Raw genomic sequence first — 13,913 nt, 5'->3', positions numbered from 1 at the left:
GCATAAGCGATAAATTCGCTACGTCACCGTCAATTTTTGTAGGGGATATTTTTCGTAACGCTTCTCTTCCATCACGCGACGAATGCGATCGAAACCTTCCCAAACATCCGCAAATGAAAGATAAAGCGGGGCAAAGCCGAGGCGAAGATTATCGGGCGCGCGGAAATCGGGGATGACGTTCATTTCTTCGATCAGGGCGCGGTTGATGCGGTAGCCTTCGGGGTGGCGGATGGAGAGGTGCGATCCGCGGATGGCAGAGTCAGCTGGCGAGCCTAATGAAAAGCCGAAGGGGACGAGCCAAGCCTCGGTTAAGAAAGAGGCGAAGTCCGTCATCAGGATGGATTTTTCACGGAGTGAATCCATGCCTGCCTGAAGAATCGGTTCGAGAGCGGCTTCCATGGTGAGTAATGAGATCATCGGTTGGGTGCCGACCATGAAACGCTGCGCGCCGGGGGCGGGGGTGTAATCAAGATCGAAGTCGAAGGGATTTTTTTGACCCCACCAACCCCAGATGGGCGACGATAATTTTTCTTGGATTTTTTTATTGACGTAAAGGAATGCGGGCGCGCCGGGACCGCCGTTGAGATATTTATATGTGCAGCCGATGGCGAAGTCTGCGCTGCAATCGTCGAGATGGACGGGCACGGAGCCGACGGAGTGACTGAGGTCCCATAGGACGAGCGCGCCTTTTTTGTGGGCAAGTTCGGTAATGCGCTGCATGTCATAGATATAACCGCTTTTGAATACAACATGCGAGAGCGTGACAAGCGCGGTGTTTTCGTCGATGGCGGCTTCGAGCGCGGAAAGGTCGGGCGTGATGTCGTTGTCGCTGGCGCCGATGCGGAGGATTTCGTATCCCTCCCCCCTGCGCCCCTCTCCCGGCGGGAGAGGGGATGGGGGTAAGGGGTTTAATAAATGATTGATACCCTGCAAAATATAAAGATCGGATGGGAAGTTGAACGTGTCTGTGATGATTCTCTTTTTGTTCGGCTGCAATGTGAGCGCGGAAGTGGCGAGTTTGAAGAGATTGACCGAAACCGTATCGCTGACGAGAGTTTGACCTGGGGCGGCTCCAATCAAGCCGCCGATCTTATCTCCCACGCGGGCTGAGGCTTCCCACCAGCCTTTGTTCCAGCCGCGAATTAAATCTTTGCCCCACTGTTCTTCAACGACTTCCTTGGCTTTTTCCTGCGCGGCTTTGGGCATCATACCGAGCGAGTTGCCATCAAAGTAGATAAGGCTGGGATCGGAGATGACAAACGCCTCTTTATAAGAGGTGAGTTTATCTTGTGCATCGAGTTGCAGGGCGAAATCGCGGGAGGTGGAGAAGTTGACCATGGAGATATTTTACCTGTGGAATAAAAAGAGGCGGATATAAAATCCGCCTCTTCCTCTATTCTTCTTTTCGCAGCGCCGGGAACAGTAAAACGTCACGGATGGAATGCTTGTTCGTCACCAGCATGGCGAGCCGGTCAACCCCCATGCCAAAGCCGCCGTTGGGCGGCATCCCATAACGCATGGCTCGCAAATAATCCTCATCGAGCGGGTGCTTTTCTTCGTCGTCGGCTTCGTAGTCGCGTCCCATCTCAATGAAGCGCTGTTCCTGGTCGAGCGGGTCGTTCAACTCGGTGAAGGCGTTGCACAATTCGAATCCCGCCACATAGCCTTCGAAGCGTTCCACCGTCAGCGGATCACCGGGGATGGATTTTGCCAGTGGAGAAATATCGCGCGGGTAGTTATAGAGGAAGGTCGGCTGGATGAGAGTCGGCTCGAGAAATTCGCTCAACAGGAAATCGACCAATTTGCCGCGCGTCGCTTTCGGATCAGGCGCCGCCTTGGGCTGTTTCTCTTTAATGGCTTTTAACAACGCCTCAGCCGTCCTGTGCTCGGCGATATCGATTCCGCTTGTCTCAAGGATGCCCTGACGCATTTCAAGCCGACGCCACGGCGGTTTGAACTCGATCTCATGCTCTCCGTATCGAATTTTCGTGGAGCCGGTTACCTGCTCGACGGCATGAACGACCATCTGCTCGGTGAGTTCCATCACCTGCAGATAATCCGCGTATGCCCAATAGAACTCCAACTGTGTGAACTCGGGGTTATGCTTGAACGAAACACCCTCGTTGCGGAAATCCTTCCCGATCTCGTAGACCTTTTCCAAATTGCCGACAAGCAGCCGTTTGAGATACAACTCGAATGAGATGCGCAGGTACATATCCTGCTCGAGTTCGTTGTGATGCGTCACGAACGGGCGCGCCGCCGCCCCACCGTACAAAGGTTGAAGGACGGGCGTTTCCACTTCGAGAAAGCCTTGACCATCGAGAAAATCTCGCAAAGACTTGATGAGTTTCGCCCGCTTGCGGAAAGTCTCGCGCACTTCGGGATTCACGGCCAGGTCTGCGTAGCGCTGGCGGGCGCGGAGTTCGGCATCGTCCAATGAAGCATAACGGACAACAGTGCCGTCTTCCTGGGTCACATCCTTGTCGGCGGGGAGAGGCGAAATGGATTTGGCAAGCAGTCTGAAGTCCAGGACCTGAAGCGAGGCCTCGCCTGCTTTGGTGCGCATCATCGTGCCGGCTGCTTCCATAAAATCACCGAGGTCGAACATCTTATTGAAGAAGGCGAGGCGCTCCTCCCCCACTTCATTCACGCGCAGGAATAGCTGGATCTTTCCGTCTCCGTCTTCGATGTGGGCGAAACACAACTTTCCCTTGGGGCGCATGGAGCGGATGCGACCCACAAGCGTGACCTTCACTTCTTTCGTCTCATCCTTTTCGAATTCTGCAATCGCTTGCGCACTGGTATGCGTCCGTTTGGCGCGTGTCGGGTACGGCTCGACGCCTTCGGCGCGGAGTTCATCCACTTTCTGCAATCGGATTCTTTCAAGGGGGTTGTATTCTGCCATGCTGCTTCCTATTATAGCCCCTCACCCCTGCGCTCCTTTTCCATTGGGAAAGGGGATGGTGTGAGGGTAATAAAAAAACCCCGCATCCAATACACAGACGCGGGGCAATACGTCGCGTCCCGATCAACCGACTTTGAGGATCTTGACGTTGTACGTTCCGCCGGGGGTTTCCACTTTTACCGTATCGCCCAATTTGTGACCGATGATGGCTTTACCGATCGGCGATTCGTTCGAGATCTTTCCTTCGCGCGGGTTGGCTTCCGCGGCGCCCACGATGGTGAAAGTCTCGGCTTCGTAGTTGCCTTCCTTGATGGTCACCTTCGAGCCGACCTGGATGGTGTCGTTCTTTTTTCCCTTGCCGTTCTCTTCGATGATCTGTGCGGTGGCAAGCAAGAGATCCAGTTCCTGAATACGTCCCTCGACAAAAGCCTGCTCATTCTTGGCGGCTTCATATTCGGCATTCTCGATCAGCTCCCCGCCTTCCATGGCTTCATGCAAGCGCGCGGCAACTTCCTGGCGTTTTACGGTCCGCAGGTGATCGAGCTCCTCCTGCAGTTTGTCGTAACCCTCTTTGGTAAGGAAATTGGTTGGCATAATATTGTCCTGCTAAATGAATTTTGCATCCCCTACCGAGATGCAAGGATGAAAAAATTCCGGTGGTAATGTCCGGAAAATCGCGCATACTATATCATGTTTTTAATGCTGTTTCAAGTCCCAAAAGTCCTGTTATTTCTGTCCCTTTTTTCGCCAAATTGGGATGCCCTCGAACTTTGAATAATGCGCATTGATAAATTTTCGCATCTGCCCGGGATTCTTGAACAGCATGGCAATTTGGGATTCATACGCCAGAACCGCCTCTTTCCACGCCCTCAAACCTGCTCTGCTCACCCGCTCGACCTTTCGCCTCAACCCGGCTGTTTTCGGTGCGAGATGCTTCGGATAGTCGAACAAATAAGGGATGTCTGCCACGTAATGGAGCGGACGTCCGACCAGTTCCGCGGCGAGCCGCACGGTGACATGGTCGATGTGTTTGCCGACGCCGAGTTGACAGATCAGTTTATCGTCCGGTTTGAGGCGTGCGCTGACCGCATCGGCAATGCGGCGGGGTAAATCCGCTTCGCCGGGTAATGGATCGACGAAAATACTGTAATAAAGCCAGTCGCCGTTCCTGTCCTGCCGGTAGATGCAATCGAGAAAATCGAAATGCCGTGCCTTTGCGCCGAGAACAGACGCCGCATTTTTATCCTCGATTCGCCGCCCGCTGACCAACTCCCTCGCGGATGCCATGCCCCATTGGCTATGAAGATATTCCGCAAACGGTGAAAGTTTGCCGGTCTTTGGAAATCCGCACATGATTGTCCAGATTTCGACTGGAATGCCCGCCCGGGTTTGATCGAAGATCCAGCCGCCAGCGGAGAGCGCGGCGTCATCGAGATGGGGGGAAAGATAAATCCAACGCATCGGGTTTATTTTTACCATATAATAGCAATGAAAGATGCAGCACCCTTCCTGTACACTTGGGCAATCATGAGGTCTTATGCAAGAACGACGTAAACAGGAAAGAAAGAATCTGGTGGCGTACACGCAGGTGTTCGATCTTTACGGGGGAAATCTGATCGGGTACCTTGGCGACCTGACCGTATCGGGGGCAATGATCATCAGCGAAAAGCCCATTAAACCCGAGACTGAGATTACCCTTGCCATCGAACTGCCCGACCTGCCGGAGATCAACTCCACACGCATGAGTCTTGCGACCCGGGTCGCATGGTGCCAGCAGGACCTCAGCCCACAGTATTTCAACATCGGTTTCGAGTTCAGGGAAATCACCCCCCAACAGAAGAGCCTGATCGAGTCGATCATCGAAAACTATGAATTCCGGCGAGACGTCCCAAAATATCCCACGCGCGGACCGGGTCCCAAATCCTGATGAGAACTTCAAATCGAACTGACAGCCGCCAGGGCTGTCTTCGTTTATGTTAAACTTCGTCCATGCCTGCTGCCAGGACCCTTATGTTTACCGCGCCCCGTCGGGTGGAGATATGCGAAACGGCCCTGCCGCCCCTGAGGGATGACGAAGTCCTGGTGGAATCGCTCTGTTCTGCCATCAGTGCCGGGACGGAGATGCTGGTCTATCGCGGCGAATTTCCATCGCTTCACGATGCGCATGATGCAGTCAGCAGTGAGCTGAAGTATCCGCTGGCATATGGATATGCGTGTGTGGGTGTGGTGCAGGACATTGGTAAGTCGATAGATACGGAATGGAAGGGGAAATTTGTCTTCTCATTTCAACCGCATACTACGCATTTTGCAGCCAAACCTGAAAATCTATTCGCAATTCCACATTCCCTCTCTCCCGAAAACGCCTGCTTCCTTCCAAACATGGAAACGGCTGTAAACCTGGTGCAAGATGGCGCTCCAATTTTAGGTGAACGGGTTTTGGTGTTGGGACAAGGTGTGGTGGGTTTGTTGACGGCTTCATTACTAAGCGAGTTTCCACTCGAAAATTTGACCGTTGTGGATGCGATCGATTTGAGAAGGAAGGCCCTCAACGTCGAAAGTCGAGGGTCAAAGGTCAAAAATCTCTCTCCCAATGACCTTCAACCTTCAACATTCAACATTCAGCCCTTTGACTTGGTTTTCGAGCTCACTGGCTCCCCTTCCGTGTTGAATACCGCCATCGAACGCACTGCATTTAGCGGAAGAATTGTCATCGGCTCGTGGTACGGGCAAAAACGCTCGGAGATCGACCTCGGCGGTTCATTCCACCGGTCACGCATCAAACTCATTTCTTCGCAGGTCAGCACGATCCCGCCGGAGTTAAGCGGACGCTGGGATAAATCCCGTCGCTTCGGCGCGGCCTGGCAGGCGTTGGAACGCGTCCAGCCGCAGAAGTGGATCACCCACCGTTATTCGTTGAATGACGCCGCCAAGGCATATCAACTGCTCGATGAACACCCGCAAGAGACGATACAGGTCATATTTGAATACTAGAATGAAATTCCATCACTACACACTCGACGATTGCCATGAAGCCACAGGCATCGTCCTTGTCATAGACGTGTTGCGCGCCTTCTCCACAGCCGCGTACGCGTTCTCGCGTGGAGCGAAAGAGATCCGCCTTGTCAGCGGAATTCAAGAAGCACTGGATTTGAAAGCGCAAATTCAAAACGCCAAAGCAATGGGCGAGGTGCGCGGACTCCCGCCGAAAGGTTTCGATTACGGCAATTCCCCCACCCGCATCCTCGAACATGATTTGACCGGCATCACCCTCGTTCAACGTACAGGTGCAGGGACCCAGGGCGCGGTCCGTGCGGTCAATGCGGAAGTAATGCTCGCGACCAGTTTCGTCAATGCAAAGGGGACAATGGATTATGTGATGAAAGAGGAACCGAACGAGCTCAGTTTCATCATCACCGGGGGAATGGGAAACGATGAAGATGTGGCTTGCGCCGAATTCATCGAGATGCGGATCGAAGGTCGAGCCGTGGAAGCGCAGGGTTTCATCGACCGGGTATATGCGGCGCGGGATGCGCTTCAGCACATGGAAGAACATCCGCAATTTCCGCTCTCCGCTCTGGATTATTGGTCGCGCATCGATGCATTTGACTTCGCCTTGCCCATTGAAAGAAAAAATGGATCTTTGATCATGCGGGCTGTAAAGCCTTAACCTGGAGAATAATATGTATTCACTCGGCGTAAGACGGGAATTCATTGCGCGTCACTTTTTGATCGGCGGGGATTGGGGACCGGAAAATTTCCCCAACTCGCATCACTACACACTCGAGCTTGTCCTCGAAGGGAAAGAACTTGATGGACACGGTTACCTTGTGGATATCGTCGATGTGGAAAAACACCTGGATGAAGTTGTTGGCTATTACAGGGAACAAATGCTGAACGACAAACCCGAATTTGCCGGACTCAACCCGTCCATCGAGCATTTCGCGCGAATCCTCGCCACAACCTTGAACGAGCGCATTCGGGCAAATAACATCACCGGATTGAAAGTCGTTTTGTGGGAGCATGAGAATGCCTGGGCGGCATATCGAGTTGACAGGTTTACAAGTTGAAGGTTGCAAGTTCTTTTCAACTTGTAAGCTTCAACCTTCAACATGAAACTGGGCTTAATCATCTACGGCTCGCTCGACACGCTCAGCGGCGGGTACATGTACGACCGCATGCTGGTGGAATATCTCCGCGCGCAAGGCGACACCGTGGAGATCATCCCGCTCCCCTGGCGGAATTACGCCGCGCACCTGACGGATAATTTCACCTTCACACTTCCGCCTGGTTTGGATATTTTGATACAGGATGAGTTGAACCATCCGTCGTTGATATTTGCGAACAAACGCCTGCATCCCTACCCCATCATCAGCCTTGTGCACCACCTGCGCTGTTCCGAACTCCGCCCGAGATGGCAGAACGACCTGTATCGTGTTGTGGAGAAAAAATATTTGCGGAGCGTGGATGGATTTATTTTCAATTCTGAAACGACCAGGGCGGTGGTGAACAGGTTGATAGGGAATGGTTTTCCAGAAACGGTGGCATTCCCGCCGACGGATCGGTTTGGGGAAGCGATCGCGGAGGAGGAAATAAAAGAAAGGGGAAGGAAGAAGGAATTCAGGGTCCTTTTTCTCGGCAACGTCATCGAGCGCAAAGGTCTGCACACGCTTCTTCGATCTCTCCGCATCCTCCGTCCTTCATCCCATCGACCCAGCTCAGGGCAAGCCTTCATCCTTGATGTCGTTGGTTCCCTCGCGACCGATTCCGCCCATGCCAAACAAATGCAAACATTCATCGCCGACAACCATCTTTCCTCTTTTGTATTTCTTCATGGCGCCCTCAACAATCAACCACTCATCGAAAAACTCCGTGCCGCCCACATCCTTGTTGTGCCGTCAAGCTATGAAGGCTTCGGAATCGTCTACCTCGAGGGAATGGGATTTGGTCTGCCTGCCATCGGCACCACTCTCGGCGCGGCATCCGAAGTCATCGAAGATGGGCGTACGGGATTCCTCATCCAGCCGGGAGATGCTCAGGGTCTCGCGGAAAAACTTCAACTCCTGAGCGAGAGGCGCGATCTGCTTCTGGAGATGAGTCTCGCAGCGCGGAGCCGCTATCTGCGCCAGCCAAAGTGGGATCAAACGGCGGGCCAGATTCGTGAATTTTTACTATCGTTTTTAAGATGAACGGCTGAAACCTCAGGGGGCGAAACTCCGTATAATGGATACGATGATTTACACTTATCAGATCAACGGCATGCCCGTGCAAACGGGCGATATCATTTGCACCATGAACGGCAAACCCGACATCCTGCCGGGCGAGTTTTGGCGTCTCATCGGCCGCCTCGTGCCCGGCGACGTGGACCATGTCGCCATTTACCTCGGTCCCGATGGACGGTGCGCCGAAGCTGGCGCGCGCGGCGTCATTACGTTCGATGTCCCCAACGGCGAATGGGATACGGAACGCATGGCGCGCCAGCGCGGGCTGTTGTTCGATACGTTTTACGGAGTGGTTTCACCTCTCGATGTTTTGGGTTTCTCCGATGAAGAAGAACGCCTGATGCGCGAAAGTGTTGCCCGATATGTGCTTGCGCAGGTCGGCAAACCGTACAACTTGAATTTCCTCAACGCTGAAACAGAAGAGGCTTTCTATTGCAGTCAATTGGTTTATAAAGCCTATCAAACCATCGGCATAGACATGAACACCGGTCTCGCCATGGAGCAGCTGCCCGGGACAAATCAGATCATCTACCCGCAGGAAATTTGGGTTGGCTTCACCCATCGGAAAACAACCCTGCAACCGATGACAGCCTCCGCATAAATCCCCTTCAACCGGGGGATTTTTTTCGAGTATAGTTTCCCGCTATGAGACGCCTCACTGGAATCCTGCTCATCATCGTTTCTGCTGCGTCGTTCGGGACGCTTGCCATCTTTGGTCGATTTGCTTACAGCGAAAATATAGACACGTTTACCCTGCTTTTTCTACGTTTCGGACTCTCCGCCTCCTTCATGATCTTGATGCTGATCCTGCGCAAAGAGCCTTTCCCTCGCGGACGGATTCTCGCCCAACTGATCGGCATGGGAGCGGTGGGATACGCTGGACAATCCTTTTTGTATCTGACCGCCATCAAATATGCTTCGGCGGGTTTGGTGGCATTGTTGCTGTATTTGTATCCCTTCTTCGTCGCCCTTCTTTCAATGATCTTCCTGCACGAAAAACCGACCTTCGTCAAAGCCATTGCATTGATCCTTGCCCTTTGCGGAACCGCCTTCACGGTGGGACCTGTTAGCGGGCAGCTGGTCGGCGCACTCATGGCGATTGGTGCGGCATTGGTCTATTCCGTTTACATCATTGTTGGCGCGAACGTGACCCGGCACGTCTCTGCCTTTCAATCATCCACGGTGATCTTCACCTCCGGCGCGTCTGTGTACGGTGCGCTGACCTGCGCCAACGGGGCAAACTTTCCCCAGACAAACTCCGGCTGGCTCGTCATTTTGGGAATTGTTTTAATAGCCACCGTCATTCCAGTTTCCACCTTTCTTGCCGGGCTGGAACGAGTCGGGCCCACCAATGCAGCGATGCTCTCGACCATCGAACCCATCGTCACGGTGTTGCTGGCGTCCTGGCTATTTGGCGATAAACTCCTCCCCATCGTCCTTGTTGGCGGTGTTTTGATCCTCATTGCAGTTGTGATTTTGACCCGGGCAGAAATGCAGCCAGAGGACACGTAGGGGATATAATAGTTCATACAATGAATCAGGTGGCAGTCGCTTTATCGTGATTACCGGCCTCTAAAGGAAATAATGAACTTCAACCAATTTCATCTCGATCCCCGCCTCAAGCAGGGAATTGAAAAGGCGGGCTACGAATCGCCCACCCCCATTCAACAAGCCGCCATCCCAGCCGCTCTTCGCGGACGGGACATTATCGGTACAGCCCAAACCGGAACCGGCAAAACCGCCGCCTTCGTATTGCCCATTCTCAATAAATTGCTGAACGGTCAACGCAATATGCCGCGCGCGCTGATCGTCACGCCGACGCGCGAACTGGCGGAACAGATTCACGACGTGATCAAAACACTCTCGGCGGGGACAAAGTTGAAGAGCGCGACCATCTACGGCGGGGTCGGAGCCGCGCCGCAAATCCAGGCATTGCGAAACGGCGCGGAAATCCTCGTCGCCTGCCCGGGGCGTTTGCTTGACTTGATCGCACAGGGTCATGCAAAGATGGCGAACATCGAAATCCTCGTGCTCGACGAAGCCGACAGAATGTTCGACATGGGCTTTCTGCCCGATGTGAGGCGCATCGTCAAAGCCGTGCCGCAGAAGCGACAGACCATGTTGTTCTCCGCCACCTTTCCGCCGGATGTGGAATTGCTTGCGCAGCAGGCGCTGACTCATCCGCAAAAGATCGCGATGGGTATCATCAAACCAGCACACACAGTCGCGCATGCGTTGTACCCCGTCCCCCAGCATTTGAAGACAACCATGTTGATCGAACTGCTGAAGCGCACCGACACGAATTCGGTCCTGGTCTTCACGCGCACCAAGCATCGCGCGCATCGCGTGGCGCAGCAGATCCAACGCGCGGGATTCAAAGTGACGAGTCTTCACGGAGATCGTTCGCAAGGGCAACGACAGGCAGCGCTCAAAGGTTTCAAAAGCGGGCATCACGACATCATGGTCGCCACCGATATCGCCGCGCGCGGGCTGGACATCGAAACCATCTCGCACGTGATCAATTACGACATGCCCGACACTGCCGATGCATATATTCATCGCATTGGTAGGACAGGCCGCGCGCAACGTACCGGCGACGCATTCACCCTGGTCACGGATGATGACAAGGATATGATCCGCACGCTGGAACGAATCATGGGAGCGCCGCTCAAACGCGAGACTCTTGAAGGATTCGATTACTCGCGTCCTGCCCCGCCGCGCTCTGAATCTGGCGGAAGAGGCAGGGGTTCCCCCCGAAGCGAAGGTCGCCGCCCGCCGCGAGCCTCCACGATGACAAGCTATTCCAAAAACAGGCTTGCGCCAAAAAAGAAGTAATTAATCAAAAAGAGCCCCGCGATATTCGCGGGGCTCTTTTTTGTCTACTTAGCTCAGAACTGTGACGTTGCTGGCTTGCGGACCCTTCGGGCCCTTCTCGACTACGAATTCCACTTTCTGACCTTCGGTCAGATTGCGGTATCCATCACCCTGGATGGCGGAGAAGTGAACGAACACGTCCGCTCCGCCTTCACGTTCGATGAAGCCGTAGCCCTTATCGCCGTTGAACCACTTCACAGTTCCAATAATTCTGTCAGACATTTTTGCCTCCTATGGCAATTGAGATGTATAGGTAAATCTGTTTGTTCCATCGGAGGTCAAAACAAACAGCCCGCAGTCAAACCGCAGGCTGTTGATGTTCTTCAAACCAACGTAACTACCGTTTTCCTATCTGGCGCCAACAATAACACACGAATTTGCAAACGTCAATAAAAAAAGACGACCAATATTGAGAGTATAATCCTTCTACCATGAACTTTTTGATTACTGGAGCCGCGGGTTTCCTCGGCTCTTCGCTTGCCAATCACCTCGCGCGTGAGGGGCATCAAGTCCGCGGGTTGGATGACCTTTCCACCGGCGACCCGAAGGTGCTTTCTCCCGATGTCCATTTCACACGCGGGGATGTGAGTGACCGCCCCAAACTGTGGACTTTACTCCAGGATGTGGATGTGGTCTATCACCTCGCGGCTCGCGTCTCCGTCCAGGAATCGATCCTCTACCCGCGCGATTACAACACTGTCAACGTCGGCGGGACGGTGGCGCTGATGGAAGCCATGCGCGATGTCGGCGTAAAGCGCGTTGTGCTCGCTTCCTCCGGCGCAGTGTACGGCGACATGAATGACGGCAGTTTGAAGGAAACGGACATTCCCAATCCACGCTCGCCGTATGCTGTTTCCAAGATCTCGGCGGAACATTACGTGCGCACCATCGGCAATTTGTGGAACATCGAAACCGTCAGCCTGCGGATCTTCAACGCCTATGGACCGGGTCAACATCTCCCGCCCTCTCATCCTCCCGTGGTTCTTCATTATCTGAAACAAGCGCTTCGCGGCGGGACCCTGGTGGCGCATGGCGACGGAAGTCAGACCCGCGATTATGTCTACGTCGACGACGTGATCAGCGCGATGGTCGCAGCATCCACCGCTCCCAACATCAATGGGCTGGTCATCAACGTTGGCTCGAGTGTGGAAACCTCCATCAAGGTTTTGATCCGTTCCGTGCTCATGGTTACCAATAGCAATGCCAATGTCGTGTACAACTCCCAAACCTCTGGTGGCGTCTCCCGGATGAAAGCGGATCTGACTCTCGCAAAGGAAAAACTGCGCTTCACCCCGTCCATCCAGTTGGAAGATGGATTGAGGTTGACCCTTCAGCGCGACCCAAGGTTTAAGTAGTTCTTATGGAGGTTCTCAGGTGCGGACGTTCTAACCTTTAGGCAAAATGATTCTCCCCCGCAAATTCTACAATCGTCCCACACTGACCATCGCGCGCGAATTGCTTGGCGCGCGGCTGGTGCGGATTTCGCGCGGGAAAAAGCTGGTGGGTCTGATCACCGAAACCGAAGGGTACATCGGTGAGGAAGACCTTGCCTGTCATGCCAAAGCCGGGCTGACAAAACGGACCGCGCCAATGTACGGTCCGCCGGGGCATGCTTATGTCTATTTCACGTATGGGAATCATTGGATGCTGAACGTCGTCACGGAGAAGGAGGGGTATCCGGCGGCTGTGTTGATCCGCGCGATACAGCCGGTCGAGGGGATCGAAGTGATGATGAAACGGCGGCAGGGGCGGGACACAAATGGTCCGGGCAAATTGACTCAGGCGATGGGGATCGGCAGAGGCGAGAACTTTGCCGATTTAACGGATCCAGGCTCAAGTCTATGGATCGAGGCGGGGGTTTACGTCCCGGATAAATGCGTGACGATTGGCGCGCGTGTGGGGTTAAATAAGACACCGGAGCCGTGGTTAAGCAAACCCTGGCGGTTTCTGGTGAAAGATTGGAAGATAACTTTGGCGTAGCGAGGTTCAAAAACGCGTGGGCGTAAGCCTGTCCTCGACGGACAGTGCAGGGAGAACGTCTGCTGCGCAACATTTTCGGAGGAGTTATGGGTTTACTTGACGGCAAGAACGCCCTGGTCTTTGGTCTGGCGAACGACAAATCCATCGCCTGGGGCATAACACAAGCCTTTCATCGTGAAGGCGCGAACATCGGCATTAGTTACGCAGGCGAGGCGCTCGAACGGCGCGTAAGACCACTTGCGGAAAAGATCGGATGCAAGTGGGTCGAAGAATGCGATGTGACGAAGGACGAACACATTGCGGCGACTGCCGAGAGCGCGGCGAAACACTTTGGCAAGATCGATATCCTGGTCCACTCGATAGCTTTTGCGGGGCGCGACGAGTTAAGCAAGCCGTATCATCAAACCAGCCGGGAAGGATTCAAGAATGCGATGGATATTTCCGTCTTTTCGTTCGTGGTGTTGACGAACGCCTTCCTGCCCATCATGAACGACGGCGGTTCGGTCATGTGCCTGACTTACGGTTCGGGCGCCGTGAAGGTCGCCCCCCATTACAACGTGATGGGCGTTGCCAAGGCGGCGCTGGAATCTTCGACAAGGTACCTGGCTTACGATCTGGGACCGAGGAAGATTCGCGTCAACGCGATTTCTGCCGGAGCGATCCGCACCCTAGCAGCGGCGGGCGTGGGCGGCTTCCGCGACATGTACAAACACTTTGCAGAAATGTCCCCCATGCAGGAGAACGTGACCATCGACGACGTGGGCGATGCGGCGGTTTTCCTTGCCAGCGACCTTTCGAAGCGCATTACCGGCGAAGTGCTGTACGTGGATTCTGGCTTCAACATTATGGGCGTCCAGATGGTGAAACGGGATGAAAAGAGCGAGTAACCGTTGAGCAACAGAGTAGAGTAATGAAATGGGCGTTGATTGATGAGG

General features: G+C 54.0%; 16 protein-coding genes. 11 read left to right on the top strand and 5 right to left on the bottom strand.

All coding sequences use genetic code 11. The annotated features are described in order from the left end of the window. Nucleotides 1-18 precede the first annotated feature (18 nt). The 4 genes from kynU to HS100_09555 form a co-directional block, all read right to left on the bottom strand. Nucleotides 19-1,338: a kynureninase gene (gene kynU / locus HS100_09570; GenBank protein MBE7434157.1), complete on the bottom strand. Its 1,320-nt coding sequence runs from the start codon at nt 1,336-1,338 to the stop codon at nt 19-21. 55 nt (nt 1,339-1,393) lie between these two features. Beyond that, the gene (gene lysS / locus HS100_09565) at nt 1,394-2,905 is read right to left on the bottom strand and encodes a lysine--tRNA ligase (GenBank protein MBE7434156.1); all 1,512 of its coding nucleotides are present in this window, start codon (nt 2,903-2,905) and stop codon (nt 1,394-1,396) included. Nucleotides 2,906-3,028: 123 nt separating this feature from the next. Further along, a complete protein-coding gene (gene greA / locus HS100_09560; GenBank protein MBE7434155.1) occupies nt 3,029-3,499 on the bottom strand; it encodes a transcription elongation factor GreA in 471 nt (156 codons plus the stop codon). A gap of 132 nt (nt 3,500-3,631) precedes the next feature. After that, nucleotides 3,632-4,366, bottom strand: coding sequence for a PIG-L family deacetylase (locus tag HS100_09555; protein ID MBE7434154.1), 735 nt, complete (start codon nt 4,364-4,366; stop codon nt 3,632-3,634). A gap of 76 nt (nt 4,367-4,442) precedes the next feature. Between HS100_09555 and HS100_09550 the strand changes: the two genes are divergently transcribed. The 8 genes from HS100_09550 to HS100_09515 all read left to right on the top strand — a co-directional run bounded on the left by HS100_09550 (nt 4,443) and on the right by HS100_09515 (nt 10,959). Further along, nucleotides 4,443-4,832: a PilZ domain-containing protein gene (locus tag HS100_09550; protein ID MBE7434153.1), complete on the top strand. Its 390-nt coding sequence runs from the start codon at nt 4,443-4,445 to the stop codon at nt 4,830-4,832. A 62-nt stretch (nt 4,833-4,894) separates the two neighbouring features. Further along, nucleotides 4,895-5,896 carry a zinc-binding alcohol dehydrogenase gene (locus tag HS100_09545; GenBank protein MBE7434152.1) on the top strand — a complete coding sequence of 334 codons (1,002 nt, stop codon included), beginning with the start codon at nt 4,895-4,897 and terminating at the stop codon, nt 5,894-5,896. 1 nt (nt 5,897) lies between these two features. Further along, nucleotides 5,898-6,572 carry a 2-phosphosulfolactate phosphatase gene (locus tag HS100_09540; protein MBE7434151.1) on the top strand — a complete coding sequence of 225 codons (675 nt, stop codon included), beginning with the start codon at nt 5,898-5,900 and terminating at the stop codon, nt 6,570-6,572. A gap of 13 nt (nt 6,573-6,585) precedes the next feature. Further along, nucleotides 6,586-6,972 carry a 6-carboxytetrahydropterin synthase gene (locus HS100_09535; protein MBE7434150.1) on the top strand — a complete coding sequence of 129 codons (387 nt, stop codon included), beginning with the start codon at nt 6,586-6,588 and terminating at the stop codon, nt 6,970-6,972. 42 nt (nt 6,973-7,014) lie between these two features. After that, nucleotides 7,015-8,091: a glycosyltransferase family 4 protein gene (locus tag HS100_09530; protein MBE7434149.1), complete on the top strand. Its 1,077-nt coding sequence runs from the start codon at nt 7,015-7,017 to the stop codon at nt 8,089-8,091. 34 nt (nt 8,092-8,125) lie between these two features. After that, nucleotides 8,126-8,725: a hypothetical protein gene (locus HS100_09525; GenBank protein MBE7434148.1), complete on the top strand. Its 600-nt coding sequence runs from the start codon at nt 8,126-8,128 to the stop codon at nt 8,723-8,725. 44 nt (nt 8,726-8,769) lie between these two features. Then, the gene (locus HS100_09520) at nt 8,770-9,636 is read left to right on the top strand and encodes an EamA family transporter (protein ID MBE7434147.1); all 867 of its coding nucleotides are present in this window, start codon (nt 8,770-8,772) and stop codon (nt 9,634-9,636) included. A 72-nt stretch (nt 9,637-9,708) separates the two neighbouring features. After that, on the top strand, nt 9,709-10,959 hold the full coding sequence (locus HS100_09515) for a DEAD/DEAH box helicase (GenBank protein ID MBE7434146.1): 1,251 nt from the start codon (nt 9,709-9,711) through the stop codon (nt 10,957-10,959). A 48-nt stretch (nt 10,960-11,007) separates the two neighbouring features. Here the strand turns inward: HS100_09515 and HS100_09510 are convergent, their stop codons facing one another. Beyond that, entirely contained in the window at nt 11,008-11,220 is a 213-nt protein-coding gene (locus HS100_09510; GenBank protein MBE7434145.1) for a cold-shock protein, read from the bottom strand. Between the two features lie 209 nt (nt 11,221-11,429). Between HS100_09510 and HS100_09505 the strand changes: the two genes are divergently transcribed. The 3 genes from HS100_09505 (at nt 11,430) to HS100_09495 (ending at nt 13,865) form a co-directional block, all read left to right on the top strand. Next, nucleotides 11,430-12,353 carry an NAD-dependent epimerase/dehydratase family protein gene (locus HS100_09505; protein MBE7434144.1) on the top strand — a complete coding sequence of 308 codons (924 nt, stop codon included), beginning with the start codon at nt 11,430-11,432 and terminating at the stop codon, nt 12,351-12,353. A gap of 46 nt (nt 12,354-12,399) precedes the next feature. Next, nucleotides 12,400-12,978, top strand: a complete 579-nt coding sequence (locus tag HS100_09500) for a DNA-3-methyladenine glycosylase (protein MBE7434143.1) — start codon at nt 12,400-12,402, stop codon at nt 12,976-12,978. Between the two features lie 86 nt (nt 12,979-13,064). Beyond that, nucleotides 13,065-13,865, top strand: a complete 801-nt coding sequence (locus tag HS100_09495) for an enoyl-ACP reductase (GenBank protein MBE7434142.1) — start codon at nt 13,065-13,067, stop codon at nt 13,863-13,865. Nucleotides 13,866-13,913 lie beyond the last annotated feature (48 nt).

The sequence above is a fragment of the Anaerolineales bacterium genome (assembly GCA_015075725.1).
Taxonomy (GTDB): Bacteria; Chloroflexota; Anaerolineae; order Anaerolineales; family Villigracilaceae; genus Villigracilis.
This window is presented reverse-complemented; position numbering and strand designations above follow the sequence as displayed.